Origin of the sequence: Bartonella sp. 220B, assembly GCF_026930205.1 — a bacterium.
Lineage (GTDB): Bacteria > Pseudomonadota > Alphaproteobacteria > Rhizobiales > Rhizobiaceae > Bartonella.
The window spans coordinates 175,508-193,384 of sequence record NZ_JANHOI010000001.1 but is presented as its reverse complement, the minus strand read 5'-3'; the positions used below and the strand labels follow the sequence as shown (position 1 = coordinate 193,384).

Annotated in this window: 18 protein-coding genes; 11 read left to right on the top strand and 7 right to left on the bottom strand. The window is 37.3% G+C overall.

Going from position 1 to position 17,877, the window contains the following annotated elements; genetic code table 11:
* Window positions 1–5: 5 nt before the first annotated feature.
* The 5 genes from NPX99_RS00705 to polA all read left to right on the top strand — a co-directional run bounded on the left by NPX99_RS00705 (window position 6) and on the right by polA (window position 6,011).
* Window positions 6–602: a Maf family nucleotide pyrophosphatase gene (locus NPX99_RS00705; RefSeq protein WP_269029845.1), complete on the top strand. Its 597-nt coding sequence runs from the start codon at window positions 6–8 to the stop codon at window positions 600–602.
* Window positions 595–1,473 carry a shikimate dehydrogenase gene (locus NPX99_RS00700; protein WP_269029844.1) on the top strand — a complete coding sequence of 293 codons (879 nt, stop codon included), beginning with the start codon at window positions 595–597 and terminating at the stop codon, window positions 1,471–1,473. Before NPX99_RS00705 ends, NPX99_RS00700 begins: the two co-directional genes overlap by 8 nt.
* Window positions 1,470–2,057, top strand: coding sequence for a dephospho-CoA kinase (gene coaE, locus NPX99_RS00695; RefSeq protein ID WP_269029843.1), 588 nt, complete (start codon window positions 1,470–1,472; stop codon window positions 2,055–2,057). Before NPX99_RS00700 ends, coaE begins: the two co-directional genes overlap by 4 nt.
* A 4-nt stretch (window positions 2,058–2,061) precedes the next feature.
* Window positions 2,062–2,766, top strand: coding sequence for a DNA polymerase III subunit epsilon (gene dnaQ, locus NPX99_RS00690; protein WP_269029842.1), 705 nt, complete (start codon window positions 2,062–2,064; stop codon window positions 2,764–2,766).
* Window positions 2,767–3,104: 338 nt separating this feature from the next.
* Entirely contained in the window at window positions 3,105–6,011 is a 2,907-nt protein-coding gene (gene polA / locus NPX99_RS00685) for a DNA polymerase I (RefSeq protein ID WP_269029841.1), read from the top strand.
* On the opposite strand, the gene NPX99_RS00680 is transcribed toward polA, so the two are convergent.
* The 7 genes from NPX99_RS00680 to ihfB all read right to left on the bottom strand — a co-directional run bounded on the left by NPX99_RS00680 (window position 6,008) and on the right by ihfB (window position 11,397).
* Window positions 6,008–6,886 (bottom strand): endonuclease/exonuclease/phosphatase family protein, encoded by an 879-nt coding sequence (locus tag NPX99_RS00680; protein WP_269029840.1) that lies wholly within the window; start codon window positions 6,884–6,886, stop codon window positions 6,008–6,010. The genes polA and NPX99_RS00680 overlap by 4 nt on opposite strands.
* A 110-nt stretch (window positions 6,887–6,996) precedes the next feature.
* On the bottom strand, window positions 6,997–7,770 hold the full coding sequence (locus NPX99_RS00675) for a Bax inhibitor-1/YccA family protein (RefSeq protein ID WP_269029839.1): 774 nt from the start codon (window positions 7,768–7,770) through the stop codon (window positions 6,997–6,999).
* A 597-nt stretch (window positions 7,771–8,367) separates the two neighbouring features.
* A complete protein-coding gene (gene lspA, locus NPX99_RS00670) occupies window positions 8,368–8,871 on the bottom strand; it encodes a signal peptidase II (RefSeq protein ID WP_269029838.1) in 504 nt (167 codons plus the stop codon).
* Entirely contained in the window at window positions 8,861–9,715 is an 855-nt protein-coding gene (locus NPX99_RS00665; protein ID WP_269029837.1) for a TrmH family RNA methyltransferase, read from the bottom strand. Before NPX99_RS00665 ends, lspA begins: the two co-directional genes overlap by 11 nt.
* A 2-nt stretch (window positions 9,716–9,717) precedes the next feature.
* The gene (locus NPX99_RS00660; protein WP_269029836.1) at window positions 9,718–10,650 is read right to left on the bottom strand and encodes an RsmD family RNA methyltransferase; all 933 of its coding nucleotides are present in this window, start codon (window positions 10,648–10,650) and stop codon (window positions 9,718–9,720) included.
* A gap of 163 nt (window positions 10,651–10,813) precedes the next feature.
* Window positions 10,814–11,110 (bottom strand): lipopolysaccharide assembly protein LapA domain-containing protein, encoded by a 297-nt coding sequence (locus NPX99_RS00655; protein WP_269029835.1) that lies wholly within the window; start codon window positions 11,108–11,110, stop codon window positions 10,814–10,816.
* Window positions 11,107–11,397 (bottom strand): integration host factor subunit beta, encoded by a 291-nt coding sequence (ihfB, locus tag NPX99_RS00650; RefSeq protein WP_269029834.1) that lies wholly within the window; start codon window positions 11,395–11,397, stop codon window positions 11,107–11,109. Before ihfB ends, NPX99_RS00655 begins: the two co-directional genes overlap by 4 nt.
* Window positions 11,398–11,586: 189 nt before the next feature.
* Here ihfB and lptC point away from each other — a divergent pair, with 189 nt between their 5' ends.
* From lptC to rlmN, 6 genes are all read left to right on the top strand, one after another.
* Window positions 11,587–12,231, top strand: a complete 645-nt coding sequence (gene lptC, locus NPX99_RS00645; protein WP_269029833.1) for an LPS export ABC transporter periplasmic protein LptC — start codon at window positions 11,587–11,589, stop codon at window positions 12,229–12,231.
* Window positions 12,232–12,314: 83 nt separating this feature from the next.
* Window positions 12,315–12,920, top strand: a complete 606-nt coding sequence (locus NPX99_RS00640) for an LptA/OstA family protein (RefSeq protein ID WP_269029832.1) — start codon at window positions 12,315–12,317, stop codon at window positions 12,918–12,920.
* Window positions 12,921–12,926: 6 nt separating this feature from the next.
* Window positions 12,927–13,721, top strand: a complete 795-nt coding sequence (lptB, locus tag NPX99_RS00635; RefSeq protein ID WP_269029831.1) for an LPS export ABC transporter ATP-binding protein — start codon at window positions 12,927–12,929, stop codon at window positions 13,719–13,721.
* Between the two features lie 1,162 nt (window positions 13,722–14,883).
* Window positions 14,884–15,348: a PTS IIA-like nitrogen regulatory protein PtsN gene (ptsN, locus tag NPX99_RS00630; protein ID WP_269029830.1), complete on the top strand. Its 465-nt coding sequence runs from the start codon at window positions 14,884–14,886 to the stop codon at window positions 15,346–15,348.
* 753 nt (window positions 15,349–16,101) lie between these two features.
* Window positions 16,102–16,605: an invasion associated locus B family protein gene (locus NPX99_RS00625; RefSeq protein ID WP_269030022.1), complete on the top strand. Its 504-nt coding sequence runs from the start codon at window positions 16,102–16,104 to the stop codon at window positions 16,603–16,605.
* Between the two features lie 41 nt (window positions 16,606–16,646).
* Complete coding sequence (rlmN, locus tag NPX99_RS00620) at window positions 16,647–17,876, top strand: 23S rRNA (adenine(2503)-C(2))-methyltransferase RlmN (protein WP_269029829.1); 1,230 nt, start codon at window positions 16,647–16,649, stop codon at window positions 17,874–17,876.
* Window position 17,877: the final 1 nt, after the last annotated feature.

Genomic DNA, 17,877 nt, shown 5'->3' with positions numbered 1-17,877 from the left:
AAAAAATGGTAACAGGTATGTTAATATTAGCATCTCTTAGTTCTTATCGTGCACAATTGTTGAAAAAAGCAGGTTTAAAGTTTTTCATTGAAGGAGCTTCTTTTGATGAAAGAGAAATAGAAAAAAAAGCAAAAGAAAAAACACCTAAAGAACTCAGCTGTTTTCTTGCAAGTGCAAAGGCAAAAGATGTTTCTGATCGCTTTCCTGATGCCTTTGTCATCGGTTGTGATCAAGTGCTTGATTTAGAAGGACAAGTTTTTCATAAAGCCACCACCGAAAAGGAAGCACATCAACGTTTATGTGATTTATCAGGAAAAACCCACGCGCTTCATAGCGCAGTAGCTTTATTTCAAAATGGTAAAGAAATTTGGGTGGAAGTTTTTAGTGCATATATGTCAGTACGTCCTCTATCATCAGAGTACATTGAACGTTATTTAGCACGTGTAGGAAAAGATGTTTTAAACAGTGTAGGAGTGTATCAAATTGAAGGGGAAGGAATCCATCTGTTTGAAAAAATTGATGGAGATTTTTTTACCATTATTGGTTTACCTTTATTACCTTTATTAGCAAAATTGCGGCATTTGGGGGTTATTGATGGTTGATGTGACAATAAGGTGTGAAAAAACAATTCCACGTGCTTTTGTTGTTGGTACTCCTATTCATCATTCAAAATCACCCAAAATTCATAATTTTTGGCTTAAACACTATAATTTACAAGGTGAATATCTGGCACAGGAAGTAAGCTCTGAAGACTTTAGAGATTTTGTCAGATCTATACAAAAAAGAGGTTTTTGTGGGGGGAATGTCACTCTACCCTATAAACAGGAAGCTTTTCTTTTAGCACATCATAAAGACAATGTAGCAACAATGATTGGTGCTGTTAATACACTATGGTATGAAGGGAATAAACTTTGTGCAACGAATAGTGATGCCTATGGTTTCAGCGCTAATCTTGATGATTTTGTCCCTAATTGGGGGGGAGAAACAGCACTTGTTTTTGGTGCCGGTGGCGCTGCCTGTGCTGTCCTATACGCTTTAAAAAAACGTGGATTTGAACGTATTTTCTTACTTAATCGCACAAAGAAACGTGCAGATAATTTGGCTGAATATTTTGGGAAGCCTGTTGAAGTTTATGATTGGTATCGCGCTGGTGAAATACTTAACCAAGCTGATTTAATTGTCAACACAACTTCTGTGGGGATGGCAAACCCCCATGAGAAAGAAAGGAGTTCTTTCTTTTGCGATTTTGATAAAACAAAAGCAACGGCGTTAGTGACAGATATTGTTTACACGCCATTAATAACACCTTTTTTACAACAAGCAAAAGCACATGGTTTAAAGATAGTAGATGGGCTTGGTATGCTTTTACATCAAGCTGTTCCTGGTTTTGAACGATGGTTTGGAATAAGACCAGAAGTCACAAAAGCACTACGGACAGAAATTTTAAAGGATATGGGTGAAGAGATAGGATGAAAATCATAGGGTTGACCGGATCAATCGCTATGGGAAAATCAACAGTTGCTGATTTTTTCAAAAAAGCTGGTATTTCTGTTTTTAGTGCTGATGATGCAGTGCACCAACTTTATAAAAATGAGCCAACTTTATCCCTTATAGCGCGTACATTTCCTAATGTTGTTGAAAATGGCAAAGTTAATCGCCGCAAGCTTTCGGAGATTTTGATCGACGATAATGAAAAATTACAAACATTAGAAAAAATCATTCATCCTTTGGTACAAAAAAAAGAAAAAGAATTTATTGAGACAGCACGCCAACAGGGAAAAAAATTGGTTGTTCTTGATATTCCTCTTCTTTTTGAAACGAATGGTGAAAAGCGTGTAGACAGTGTTGTTGTTGTTTCTGCTCCATTAGCAATACAAAAAGAGCGTGCTATGATTCGCCCAAATATGAATGAAAAAAAATTTGCCCTTATTCGTGCAAGGCAAATGTCTGATGAAAAAAAACGAGAACGTGCTGATTTTATTATTGATACAGGAAAAGATTTAGAGAATACACGTCAACAAGTTTTTTGCGTGATAAAAAAATTACAAGAGAATTGAAATAATGCGTGAAATTATTTTTGATACAGAAACAACAGGTTTAGATAAAGAGAAAGATCGCATCATCGAAATTGGTTGTGTAGAGATGGTTGACCGTTATCTTACAGGACGCAGATTCCATGTCTATTTAAACCCACAAGGCGTGATTATTCCTGATGAAGTTGTAGCAATTCATGGATTGACCAATGAACGCTTAAAGAATGAAAAAAGCTTTAGTGATATTGCCGATGAATTTTTGGAATTTATCAATGGCGCAATGATGATTGCACATAATGCGAGCTTTGATATTGGCTTTCTTAATGCAGAATTAAGCCGAGTAAATAAACCGCTCATCAGTGTTGATAATATTCTTGATACATTGGCTATGGCACGACGTAAATTTCCTATGGGCCCAAATTCCCTTGATGTTTTGTGTAAGCGTTTTGGTATTGATAATAGTCATCGTGTTCTTCATGGTGCTTTGCTTGATGCGGAGATTCTTGCTGATGTTTATATTGAGCTGATTGGTGGAAAACAAGGAGTATTGGGTTTTAATAAAGGGGGTGTTGATGAAAATATCCAGAATGACAAAGACATTCTCTACACAGTGAAATCCCGTCCACAGGCTTTACCTTCAAGATTAAGCGCACAGGAAAGAAGGTTGCATGCTGATTTTATTAATAAAATGGGTGAAAAAGCTTTGTGGAATGACTTCAAAATTCCTGAGTAATTTACCGCTTTTTTCTTCCGAAAGATTATTAAAAAATCCAAGAAAAATGAATTCTCTGAAAATATCACCAAAAAAATGGTCGTTGTGGGGAGGGGAACACCACAACGACCCTGTCGCTACATCGTACCTCAGCTATCATAGGAGGAGCAAAATGAAAGCTATTATATCCTGTAACAGCAAAGAAAAGCTCTAGGTACGAACTACAAATTGCAACGACTTCACACCTTATGAAAATAAAAAATGGCTTTTTAGAGGCAATTCGATAAATTTTAAAAAAGAATGAAAAAAATATATAAAATTAAATTGTTTTTTGGCTGAAATGGAGAAATAAAATTGTCATGAAAGCAACAGATCATCTTTTTTTAGTTGATGGATCAGGCTATATTTTTCGTGCTTATTATGCTTTGCCGCCCTTAAAGCGCAAAAGGGATGGGCTACCTGTAGGAGCTGTCGCTGGTTTTTGTAATATGCTGTGGAAATTGCTCTGTGATGCGCGAAATACAGCTACCGGTGTTGTTCCAACACATTTTGCTGTTATTTTTGACTATTCATCCGATACATTTCGCAAACGAATTTATCCGCAATATAAGGCGAATCGAGAAACACCTCCTGAAGATCTTATTCCTCAATTTTCTCTTATACGCCAAGCAACAAAGGCTTTTAATTTACCTTGTATCGAAAAGGAAGGATTTGAAGCGGATGATCTTATTGCTACCTATGCACAATTAGCAACAAAGGAAGGAGCAAAAACAACAATTATTTCTTCTGACAAAGATCTTATGCAGTTGGTGAATGGGCACGTATCTTTGTATGATGGAATGAAAGATAAGCATATTGGTATTTCTGAAGTTATAGAAAAATGGAGTGTTCCGCCCGAAAAAATGGTTGATTTGCAGGCTTTGATTGGAGATTCGACAGACAATGTACCAGGTATTCCAGGTATTGGCCCTAAGACTGCAGCTCAATTGCTCGATCAATTTGGTACTCTTGATCTTTTGTTGCAGCGCGTATCGGAAGTTAAGCAAACAAAACGACGGGAAAATCTTCAAGCTTATAGTGAACAGGCGAAGATTTCTCGTGAGTTGGTTCGGCTTAAAAGAGATGTTCCTATAGACAATAGTTTAGATGATTTTGTTTTGGAATCGCAAGATGGTCCGCGTTTAATTGCTTTTCTTAAGGCTATGGAATTTACGACATTAACACGTCGTGTGGCAGAGGCAACAGAATGTGATGCAGCCGTTATTGACGCAGTCGATATCCATGTTGCGTGGCCGGATTCTGTACAGGATGTTACTCATGAAGCGAAAAAAGCTGAGAGAGAATTTTCTCAAGATTTTTCTGAAAATTCCCCGCAATTGTTAGCACAAAAACGTAAAGACCAAGCACGAACGCAAAAAATCACGAGAGATACTTATATGACCATTCTTGATGAAGAAGTTTTAAAAGAATGGCTATCGGAAGCACAAGAGCAAGGTTTTTTCGCTTTTGATACTGAAACGACTTCACTTGATCCACTGCAAGCAAAGCTTGTTGGTTTTTCATTAGCATTACAGCCGGAAAAAGCAGCTTATGTGCCTCTTGAGCACATTGAAGGGGGAGATGATCTTTTAGGGAGCGGGCGCATTGCCGGACAAATTGAGACGCAAAAGGCTTTGGCACTTTTAAAGCCGATATTAGAAAATCAAGCGATATTAAAAATTGGTCAGAATATAAAATATGATTGGTTGGTAATGAAACAACACGGCATTGTGATCAGCTCTTTTGATGACACCATGCTTTTGTCCTATGCTTTAGATGCTGGAACCTTAACACATAATATGGATGATTTATCAAAGCGTTGGCTTGGGCATAAACCAATTGCTTATAAGGATTTAACGCATAATGGAAAAAAGATTACTTCTTTTGCGCAAGTAGATTTGCAACAGGCAACCCTTTATGCTGCTGAGGATGCTGATGTAACACTTCGTTTGTGGAAAATTTTAAAACTACAGCTTGTCGCGCAGGGAATGACAAAAATTTATGAACGTCTTGATCGACCTCTGATAGAAGTTCTTGCAAGAATGGAAGAGCGCGGGATTCTCATTGACAGACAGATTTTATTACGTCTTTCAGGAGAATTAGCGCAGGCTGCTTTTATTTTGGAAGAAGAAATTTATCAGCTCGCCGGTGAGAAATTTAATCTTGCTTCGCCAAAGCAATTAGGTGATATCCTTTTTGATAAAATAGGCTTGCCTGGTGGTTCTAAGACCAAAGGTGGGCAATGGTCAACCTCTGCTCAGACTTTAGAAGAGTTAGCTGATGAAGGTCATATTTTGCCACGTAAAATTATTGATTGGCGTCAACTTGCAAAACTAAAATCTACTTACACAGATGCTTTACCTTCTTACATTTTGCCAAAAACAGGGCGTGTTCATACGAATTATTCTTTGGCAATAACATCAACGGGGCGGTTATCGTCATCAGAACCTAATTTACAAAACATTCCAGTACGAACTGCTGAGGGACGTAAAATACGAGCAGCTTTTATTGCTCCAAAAGGACATTTGCTGTTATCGGCTGATTATAGCCAGATTGAATTACGCATTCTTGCGCATATTGCTAACATCACGGCGTTAAAAGAGGCTTTTGCCCAAGGTCAGGATATTCATGCTATTACAGCATCACAAATGTTTGGGGTTCCGATAGAAGGGATGCATTCAGATGTACGACGCCGTGCAAAAGCAATTAATTTTGGTATTATTTATGGTATTTCAGCTTTTGGATTAGCTAATCAATTGGGTCTTTCGCGACAAGAAGCAAGCCGTTATATTCAGCTTTATTTTGAAAGATTTCCAGGAATTAAAGACTATATGGAAACGACGAAAACATTTGCACGTCAAAATGGTTTTGTAGAGACAATTTTTGGACGTCGTATCCATTATCCAGAAATAAAAGCAGCAAATCCACAAGTTCGTGCTTTTAATGAGCGGGCTGCTATTAATGCACCGATTCAAGGATCAGCAGCGGATATTATTCGCCGTGCCATGATTCAAATGGAAGATGCTTTAGAAAAGGAAAAACTGTCGGCAAAAATGCTGCTGCAAGTGCATGATGAACTCATTTTTGAGATACCAGAAAATGAAAGTGAAAAAACCATGGCTGTTGTTAAAAAGGTTATGGAAAATGCTACAATGCCAGTCCTCTCTTTGTCTGTACCACTTGAAGTGAAAGTCATGGTTGCTCAAAATTGGGATGAGGCACATTAGCCTTTTTGAGTTATTTTGTTTTTCAGAATAGTGATAGCATTGGCGAGGTTAAGATAAGCTTTGATAGGCAAATGATCTGAGGCAATACGTGCAAGTGGTGAATCATGATTTTCAACATTTATTACCAATTGTTGGGGGAAAGCAAAAATTCTATCAAGGGCAAGAAAGGGAAAGCGAGAAGGAAAACTTGGCACTGTTCCAACTGTGCTATCAAAATAAGAGGAGAAATGGTTTAAAGATGAACCTTTTCCCACACGCCATTCGTTGAAATCTCCGATAAGGAGTGTAGGCATAAGGGGGCGTTTTTGTAAGAGTGCAAGGAGCATTTTTGTTTGCTGATTGCGAGAGTGGCGTAATAAGCCAAAATGAGCGGCAATAACACGAAGAAGACCTGCGTCCATTTCCAACTCTACAATTACAGCACCACGTGGTTCAATACCAGGAAGAGTGACTTGTAAGATATCACGTACATGTCCTTTTCGCATAAAAAGAGCATTCCCATGCCATCCATGACCATGAGATGACATGGGATTCAGAGGCACTCGAATCAGTCCCGTTTCAGTTTTTAAAAGTTGAAGATCAATTAAACCAACGCGTTCACCAAAACGTTTGTCTACTTCTTGAAGGGCGAGAATATCACTTTGCAATTCAGAAATGACACGTACAATACGCGTAGGATCGAAAATTTTATCGACACCTACGCATTTATGAACATTATAGGAAGCAACAGTAAGATCATAATGATTGTTCTGGTTGATGATGTTTGACTGATGATGGGAATGATTATGGAGGGTCTTTAAAAGAGAATTATGGAGCTTTTGCTGGATAAAAGCAGTGAACCAAGGAAATTTCTTCTTGTAAGGCTTCTTTGTCATTTTGTGAATAGGGATGCCTAAAAGGTAGAGGGTAAATGCTAGATTAAAAGCAAAAGAACCTTGTTTCTCAAAGGAAACAAGGTTCTTTAATTAAGCTATAGCTTTTACAATCAATCACGATTTGAGCCAAGAAATTGCAGTAAGAAGACAAACATATTAATGAAATCTAGGTAGAGATTTAATGCACCCATAATCACTTTACGACCTTGAGTGTCAGCTCCATCTCCTTCATAATACATTAGTTTGATATTTTGTGTATCGTAAGCTGTTAAACCGGCAAAGATAAATACGCCAATTACAGAGATAGCAAATTGCAACGCGCTTGATCCAAGAAAGATATTCACAATCATGGAGAGCATCAAACCAACCAAACCGATAAAAAGGAATGAACCTATCGCAGTAAGGTCACGTTTTGTTGTGTAACCATAAAGTGAAAGAGCACCAAAAGCTGCAGCGGTAATGACAAAAGTTTGTACGACACTTTCTGTCGTATAACGCAAAATGATCGAGGAAAGTGAAAGACCAACCAGAGCAGCATAACCAAAAAAGAGACTACGCGCTGCATTTGTACTCAATGTATTGATTTTAAAACTCAGAAATAATACTGCCACGAGTGGTGCAAACATAACAATGTAGGAGAGTGGCGATGTATAAAACGTTACCCCGAATGAAGTTAAGTAAACACTGCTATTGATTTGAGCGGCTGCTTGGGTCATATCCGTCGTTGTTGCTAATGATGCAATTGCATAAGCAGCAACAGCCGTAATAAGCAATCCAAGGGTCATTGTGTTATAAATGCCCAGCATATAGCTGCGCAATCCTTGATCAATTGATGCATCGGCATGGGAAACAGATGCCGAACGTAGATTTTTAAAATCAGCCATAATATAAAGTCCTTTAGCATATGTTCCACCAGATGTCGGAGTTAAAAGGTTATCTCTTTATAAGAGCAGGCTTGTGTAAACCCTCATTCACCCTATATAACCAACCCCAGGCGCCGCCGGTGGAATTCCAGCATACCTCCTTTTATTATGGGGATTTATTTTAAAATTACAAGAGATTTTCATTCGAAAGAAACCTTACAAATTGGTAAGGAAAAGACTTATTTTAAGTAAAACTATAAAGTCTTTTTTGTAAGAGTTTATAAGAGAAAAGCTTAGAGTGTGAGGCTTTCTTTATTTCTTATCACAATAATATCCTGTGAAATTTACTGGATGTGATCTTTTTACGTTCATGATGCTATATGATTGAGTAAACATTATACCTTTTAAGACACATGATGATTTATCTATTGATCTGTTGTTAAATGTTTTTTGTGTTTCGGAATAAGAGGCGTTGAAAAAACAAAAAAAGACTCAAGAATTTTGAACACTACATGAAAAATGATAAAGAATGATCTCAAAAATATAAGATGTAAAGATATGAACGTTTTCTAAACATATTTTAGAAAATGCAATGATCCCCAGTAAATGAACAAGCTCTTATTGAGTAGATGTGTGGTTGGAATGACGTTTTGTTTTTATCCAATTACGCAATTCTTCAAAAAGGATAGCAATAACACCAAGTGTTATAAAACTATCGGCAAGATTGAAAATAGCAAAATAAAAAATATCATCGATATGAAAGAGTATATAATCAGTGACATGGTGAAAACGAATACGGTCAATAAGATTTCCGATTGCTCCGCCAATAATAAGAGTAAGTCCAAAACGCGTTAAAGATTTATTATACTCAACATTTTTCCAGACCCATAAAAGAAAAACAAGAATAGCAAATGTAATGGCAATAAGCCCCCAGTGAGAAAAAGAAGAAAAAAACGAAAATGCAATACCAGAATTACGTACATGGTAGAGAGAAAGAAAAGGAAGAAGTGTTTTTTCTGTTCCTAAGAGTATATTATGCATAACCCAGTATTTGACTGCTTGATCAAGTCCTATCATAAGTACTAAGCCAAGGATAAAAAAAGGCAGCGATTTACGTATCATATTCTGTCCTCGCATGTTCCAGTGTTAAATAAGGTCGGCGAATTTCATAAAGCATGAGAGCTGTGGCTATCGCTAGATTAAGCGAGTCAGCACGTCCACTTTGTGGTATACGTGCGAGTTTATCACAACGATTTGTAAGAATATCTGTTAGTCCCTGTTTTTCATTTCCCATGAGAAGTATAATAGGGCCATTTTTGAAATCAATTGTACGATAGTCAATAGATCCTTTGAGATGTGTGCCAATGATTATCCCTTTAAAGTGAGAAGACCAGTTTAAAAAGGCATTTTCATCCAAACGATAGAGCGGTATGGAAAAAATTGATCCCATTGTTGCACGTACTGTTTCGGGCGAAAAAGGATCTGTTGTTTCGCCGATCAAAATAACGCCTTTAGCTCCTACTGCATCAGCAGTACGAATAATGGTACCGAGATTTCCAGGATCACGCACACGATCAAGAGCAACATAAACATCTGTGACATGTCCTTTTATTGTTTCAAGGGAATGCCACTGTTGTTTGAAAATGCCAATAACTGTTTGTGGGTTATCACGACGGGTAATAGATTCCATTACCTTTTCTGAGGCTTTAATGACAAAACCGCCATTGGACACTGTATGTGCAGCAGTATTTTCGATAGCGGCATTACCAATTTTACTTTTAGAAAAAATGAGTGTTTGTATAGTCCAGCCGAGATTGAGAGCATCAATCACCAATTTAAGCCCTTCTGCCATAAAAAGCCCTTCTCGATTCCGGTTTTTCTTTTGACTGAGTGCTCGAAGATCTTTGATAATAGGATTACTAAGGGAGGTAATTTCTTTAACCTTACCAGTTTTGGGTATACACATATTCAGGCAATCCAACGGCTAAAAAGGGAAGTAGAAAGGGCGCGTCCAGCGGCTTCTTCACGCAAGATAAGCTCTCCTGATTCGATTGTGCCACCAAGATTTATGAATTCATCACGCATTAAAGCATGAAGTGCATAGAAAGAAGCACGAATAGAATAAGCTGTAAGAATGATGGCAAGAGGTTTATCAGAGAGAAGTTTACGACAGTTTGTAATCATAGCCGGTAAGTGATCGAACAGTTGCCAAATTTCGCCATGAGGTCCGCGCCCATATGCAGGAGGATCAAGAAGAATCATATCATAAGTTTTTTTGCGCCGCAGTTCACGTTCGACAAATTTTACAGCATCATCGCAAATCCAACGAATAGAACGATCCGTCAATTCTGCTTTTTCTTGATTAGCTTTTGCCCAAGCGATAGCTTTTTTAGAAGCATCAACATGCGTAACATGCGCACCTGTGCGAGCGCCAATCAGAGAAGCAATCCCTGTATAGCCAAAAAGATTGAGCAATTTTACCGGACGTTGAGTTTTAATAATTTGTTCTTCTATAAAACGCCAATGGGCATCTTGTTCAGGAAAGACCCCCACGTGACGAAAAGAAGTAAAACGACCTAGAAAAGACAGTCCATTCCAAGAAAGAGGCCAAGTTTCACCCAGCGGTTTTTTGGGAAAATGCCAGCGACCCACCCCTTCTTCTTCTCGGTTTCCTGTAAAAATAGCATCAACATCTACCCAATATTTTTGTGGTAAAGCAGGTTTCCATAATGCTTGACCTTCAGGACGGATAATGCGGTAAGCTCCATAACGTTCTAATTTTTGCCCATTTCCAGAATCTATGAGGGCATAATCTCCACTTATACCTGTTTCTAAAATAAGAGGTAGCTTTTCCTGCGGATATTTATCATTTTGGTGAGGTTGAATACATTGTGCAGGCATATTCGGTATCATGATACAGGTATTTTAAAAGTTTACATTAAAAAGCTCTTAAATTTCTTGTAAGAGTGCAGAGATTTTTAATTAAAGCATGTATAGGAAAAAAGAGAAAGAGCATTTTACTCTCCGTTGAACACAACAAAGAAAAGATTTCACTAAAATACTATTACACTATATTTGTAATAGAGGTTTTTAATTTCTCGAGCTCAGCGCTGCTTTTTTTTAGCGCTTTTTTGCATTTATGATATGCAAACCAATTAATTAAGATTCCTAGTAAAATACCAAGACCAAAAAAGAAAAAGAGCCATATAAAAAAAGGAGCATGGTAAATAAAACTTTCAGAGTTTATCCGAAAAGGGACAAGCGTCAATGCAACTATTTGACGATTTACTAAAATAAAAGCAACTAAGAATACTGTAAAAACTACCAAAGAAGCTACTGAAAGAATACGCTTAATTATCATAAAGTCACTCGTTGATTAAGGCGATCACGCAATTCCTTGCCAGTTTTGAAAAAAGGAATCCATTTTTCTTCAACGACAACGGCTTCACCTGTTCGTGGATTACGACCGTTACGGGCGGAGCGGCTTTTAACAGAAAAAGCCCCAAATCCGCGAAGTTCAACGCGATTACCATTAGCAAGTGCTGTTGAAATTTCCTCAAAAATAGCGTTCACAATATTTTCCACATCACGTTGGAAAAGATGCGGATTCTGACGGGCAATAATTTGCACAAGCTCTGATTTAACCAAAATAGCCTCGCTTTCATATAAAAAGGTTTTTTATAATTGTGCATTTTATGTATGCATATTACAACATATAAATGGTTGAAAGCAAAATAAAACCAAGAAAAAACAAATTGCAAGAAACAAAATTTGAAAATCCCTTTTATAAAGGTTATACAGGTTGAAAACACGGAATATTTAAGAGATTAGGGTAGTATGTCCGTACACAATTATTATGAAGCTTTTTCAGCAAAATCATCTTGCAGTGATATTTTTAAAAAAGCATACCGTCATTCGCGTCGCATTAGCCTATTGAAGTTTTTTTTACCTCTTTTGGCATTGGTGGCAGCACTGGTTTTTTGCTGGTTTACATTTTTCTTTGTTCCCGTTTCTTCTGATCCTGTTACTTTAAAGAGTGAAGAGGGAGAGATAATGAAATTAACAATGGTCAATCCAAAATTAGAAGGTTATACGCGCTCTCATGAGCCTTATTGGCTTAAAGCAGAAAAGGTATTTCAAGATCGTATCCGTTCTGGAGTGATTGGGTTGAAAAATATCACAGCTGAAGCGCATTTGGGTAAACAAAGACGGGTTTTTCTTGATGCGCAAGGGGGAGTTTATGATAATATGAATGGTTGTTTACAACTGGATAAGCCATTCACTATTACAACAAATGATGGAATGACTGCGCAATTTATGGCGGCAAATATTAATTTATCTGAGGGGCAATTAAACACAAATCAACCTGTCAATATTCAGCGTGCAGGTTTGCATCTTGCAGCCAATGCTTTGCAAATTCGAAAAAAAGGACAAAATATGTACTTTCATGGTGGTGTGCATTTAGTGCTTGATAAGCAATGAGAAAGTTTCAATACGACTTTTTAAGTGTCTATTATGAAAAATAAGTCTGTGTGTATATGGACAGAGGAATTAAGGGTGATGAGATGAAGCCGAAGAAACCATACAAAAAATGGTTGAGTATGATTGTGGCTTTAGGCATGGGAATGTTAGGGATTGGAACAGTTTTGGGATATGCTGAAGTTGCTCATTTTGGAATTAATTTATCAAACGACAAAGAACCATTAGAACTTTATGCGAATTCTTTAGAAATACGTGATAAAGAGGGGATAGCGCTCTTTAATGGTAATGTTTCGGTGATTCAAGGTGAACGCCTTTTGCGAACGGCAAAATTGGTTGTGTACTACGATAAAGCATATAAAGGTGCTCATAAGGATCAAGGAGAGATAAAGGCATTGCCTGCTTGGTTTGGTTCAACAGGTATTAAGAAAATGGAAGCTTTAGGAAAAGTTTATATAAAAAATGCTACACAGATTGCTACAGGTGATAAGGGCGTTTTTGATGGTAAGTCGAAAATCATGCATTTAACAGGGAATAATGTTGTATTAACTGATGGTGATAATGTGGCAACAGGATGCAAGCTAACGGCAGATATGAAAAGCGGAAAGGCTTTTTTAGAAGGTTGTGAGACATCTGAGAAAAAGGGCCGTGTTTCTATTATTTTCAAACAAAATCAAAAAAATGGCCATTAAGATTTTATGTTTGGAATCAAAAGAAAAAAACAGACGGACAGAAATGATCTTGCAAATGAAGCTTTAAAAAAGCGTTTAAAGGGGACTTTGATTGCTAGTCGTTTGATTAAGTTTTATCGTGGAAGGCAGGTTGTTAAGGGAGTTTCTTTTGGTATTCGTACTGGAGAGTCTGTTGGAATTTTAGGTCCCAATGGTGCGGGTAAAACAACTTGTTTTTATATGGTTACGGGCCTTATTAAATCTGATGGAGGGTCTATTAGAATTGATGGATTTGATGTCACCCATCTACCAATGTATCGACGTGCACGTTTAGGTCTTGGGTATCTTCCGCAAGAAGCGTCGATTTTTCGCGGACTTTCAGTAGAAAACAATATCAAGGCTGTTTTGGAAGGTGTTGAAAAGGATCCCCTCAAGAGACGTGAAGAATTGGATGCTCTTTTACATGAATTTAAAATTGATCATCTACGCAAGATGTCGGCTCTTTCTTTATCAGGAGGAGAGCGCCGACGGCTTGAAATTGCACGTGCTCTAGCTTCTCGTCCCCATTTTATGTTACTTGATGAACCATTTGCAGGAATTGATCCTATAGCCATTTTTGATATTCAGCAGCTTATTCGTTATTTAACCCAGCGCGGAATTGGTGTTTTGATAACAGATCATAATGTACGAGAAACATTAGGTCTTGTCGACCGTGCTTATATCATTCATGCAGGGCAAGTGTTAGTTCACGGTTGTCCCAACGATATTATCAACAATGCTGATGTGCGCAGAATTTATTTAGGAAATCAGTTTTCTCTCTGATTTTATAGTTTCAATGAATACCTTAAATCTAAAGAGGATATGATGAACACAAACACCATTCTTGAATGTTCAGAAAATTAAACGCATTATACAGGGGGAAGTAAAGCTTTATTTTGATTCTTAACTGCGATTATAAAGATGCGTCTCCATTGTATAACCAAGAACAATTATTAATGCGTTGCGGAAGCTATGATTATGTTATTAAGAACTTTAAATAAAACAGAAGACACAACAGTCTCGCAGAAAAAAGGCTACGGATGTTTTTTAGTTTTGTTAATATAATGGGGGTTCTATTTATTGGGTTATTGTTGAGAGGCTCCTTATTTGTGCCAAAACTTTTTTTATGATGATCACCTTAAATTGAATTTTTGCTAAATGTTGAAAAATCCTCAACAAGATGAGGTGATTTTACTATATTTATAGATTTCGTTCGCTTTTGACTATAGCATGGAAAAGATATCACTAGATTAACCTGATAATGAATGATAAACGGAGCTATAAATAATAAATGCGCATGTTGTTGGAAAAGAGAGGGTATTGATGATATCTTTTTTGTTGAAAAAACAACGGAACAATAGCGCTGTTTAGGATATTTGAGGGTGGCGCCATGGGTTATATATTACGGTTGTCAAATAAGATTTGTGATATTTTGTTGGTTTGCATTGCGCATTTAAAAGCGGATGCATGGCAGCGGATGCTAATCTGAATATGTGAATCCCTTTAAAATAAATGTTGAACGACTTAAAGCTTTTTAGATCGTTGTAGTTGGGCGGTGTTCAAGCTGCATGGTGATTATCAAAGTAAAAAGCTATTTTACCTCGATATGCTTCTCATTTTATGAAGAGCTAGGTTTTAAAAAGAAGAGGAAGATCTGATGAGAAATGATACACGAGTTCTTGTAATAAAAAGGTTGATAGATTTACGAACAATGCCTTTGCGACTATCGTAGGAAAATTAATTTTACGGACAATTTCATTTCTTTGTTTTCTCATGCTGTTAATGAGGAGCTGAGTGACTATTTATTGTTGCACTGATAGTGAGATGAATTGAGCCGTCACCCGTTATAAATTGAAAAATAAAGTCACATGCGATGATGCAAGAAAATGAATATGTTTACAGATTTATTGATGAGTATTTAAGCGTGTAAAAGGAAAATTAAAATATGAATTTGAGTGAGTTAATTGCACCGGAAGCAATTATTCCGGCTCTTAAAGCGAATTCGAAGAAACAAGTTCTACAAATTTTGTCTGAAAAAGCTTCTGAACTGACAGGTCTTAGTGCACGTGTGATTTTTGATATTGTTTTGCAACGTGAAAAACTAGGTTCAACGGGTCTGGGTGGTGGTATTGCGATTCCTCATGGAAAATTGCCTGATATTCATCGAATCATTGGTTTATTTGCGCGCCTTGAAAGCCCTGTTGACTTTGAAGCTCTTGATGACGAGCCTATAGATCTTATTTTTCTCCTTTTAGCCCCTGAAAATGCTGGGGCAGATCACTTAAAAGCTTTATCGCAGATTGCACGTGTTTTGCGTCATGTTGATGTTGTTCAAAAATTACGTAATACGTATGATGCTCATGCACTTTACGTTCTATTAATTCAGAATTCAGAATCAAATGCAGCTTAAAAAAATGGTGTGGTATATTCTCTACAATGCACCACAGAGTGGATGGGGAAGACAGTCTGTTCTTAAAGAGCTTAGAACCACTCATGATATCATGTGATTTAAAAAGAATTCCAGCAATGGAATCATCATTTCAAAAAGCGCGAACAACTCTGAAGCTTGTACACAAAGCATCCATTATCATGCTTTTAGGTCTTTTAATTTATCCGTGAATTGGATTTGAAAATTAAAATGGCTTGAAGAATGTAAAAAGGTGATATCTAAACAGTATTGAATAGAAAGTGTGGACACACTATAATTTGTTGAAGGGCGAATATTTTGTGATTTTTATTAACGCAAATGCATTAATCATGTTAAATTTATAATGATATTCGAAAGGCTGTTCCTTTATGGAATACATTTCTGGAACTTTACAACAAATTTTCCGTGGTGTAAGGGCGTGGTTTATTTCTTAACAGGGTGATGCTATATTCACACTTTATTTGAAAGTCTGATTGCTTAAAGAAGAAAGATTTTTTATAGGAGAAATGGAATTTGTAGCATACAATCAAGATGTTATTTTTCACAATCTGGTTATTGAATAAAAATTCCATATTTCGTAACAACCGAAGAGTCAAAGTTAAATAAAAATCTTTTCTTGTTAGAGTAAAATTTTTTTGCTTGTTGAAAGGATAAGAACGATTACAATTAAAGCGTTTATGAGCTTTTTTCATGATGAGAATCTTGTTAGAGACTAAAGAAGTGAGCTAAATGAAGATGTTTGAAAAGACGATTATTGCTGCATCTATAATGGTTCTGGTTACTTTCGGAGAAGCGTGTGCACAAACGCCAAGCCGTTTGAATCAGTTTGAAGCGTGGGGAGCTTATTCTTATAAATCACCGAAGAATACGATTTGCTACGTGTTATCGGTACCTTTAGAGGCACTTCCAACGACGGTTAATCATGGCGATAATTTCTTTTTGGTTACCAAGCGTTCGGATTCACCTATCTCATTTGAACCACAATTTATGGCTGGATATACACTTAAAGAAGGATCAAAAGTTACTGTGACCATTGGAAATGTGGATTTTGATTTTTTTACGAAAGATTCATCGGCTTGGTTGGCATCATCAGCGCTAGAAAAGCAGCTTGTTTCTGCTATGCGTTCTGGGATGAGTATGACGGTGAAAGCACTTTCAAAACGAGGAACCCATACCACCTATACTTATTCCTTAAAAGGTATAACTGCTGCATTAAACGCGGTCCAGAAATGTCATTAAGGTTTCTGTAACTCTAAATTCGTGATATAAATTGGAAAACAATGGCCATTTCATATGACCTTAGACCAGTCGGTGCATGTCGAGCACGAGAAACAGATACTGTTATCGTGGAGGGGGATGCAAAACTCTCTTTAATTGGCTTATCACAAGATGAAATGATGCACGCTTTAAAGACAATAGGTGTTCCAGAGCGCCAAACGCGTATGCGTGTACGCCAGCTCTGGCACTGGCTTTATGTGCGCGGTGTTTCAAATTTTGATGAGATGCTGAATATTTCTAAATCCATGCAAGAAATGCTTAAAAACCATTTTTCCATTGCACGTCCGGAAATTGTTGGAGAACAAATATCAAAGGATGGAACGCGTAAATGGCTGTTGCGTTTTCCAGCCCGTGGAGCAGGAAGACCCGTTGAAATTGAAACGGTTTATATCCCTGAAGAAGGGCGTGGTACTTTATGTCTTTCATCACAAGTAGGATGTACGTTAACGTGTTCCTTTTGCCATACGGGAACACAGGTTCTTGTTCGTAATTTGACAGCAGAAGAAATTTTAGCGCAATTATTGGTTGCTCGTGATTGTTTAGGTGATTTTCCTGATAAAAATACTCCGGATGGAGCAATTGTCCCAGTTGAAGGGCGTAAAATCACCAATATCGTTATGATGGGGATGGGCGAACCACTTTATAATTTTGAAGCAGTTAAAAAAGCTTTATTGATTGCTTCTGATGGAGAGGGACTTTCTTTATCGAAACGTCGAATTACGCTTTCAACCAGTGGTGTGGTTCCTGGAATTATCCGCACTGGAGAAGAAATTGGAGTGATGTTGGCGATTTCACTCCACGCAGTAAATGATACACTACGGGATATGCTTGTTCCCATCAATAAAAAGTATCCACTTTCTCTCTTGATGGATGCTTGTCGAAATTATCCTGGTCTTTCTAATGCCAAGCGCATTACATTTGAATATGTTATGTTGAAAAATATTAATGATAGTTTGGATGATGCGAAGCGATTGATTCAATTATTAAAAGGGATTCCTGCTAAGATTAATTTGATTCCTTTTAATCCATGGCCTGGAAGCAATTATCAATGTTCTGATTGGGAGCAAATTGAGCGTTTTGCTGATGTGGTTAATCGAGCAGGCTATGCTTCACCTATTCGGGTACCGCGTGGACGTGATATTTTGGCTGCGTGTGGTCAACTTAAATCAGCTTCAGAGCGCTTACGAAAATCGGAACGTTTAAAATTTGAAGATGCAGTTAGCAATAAATGAC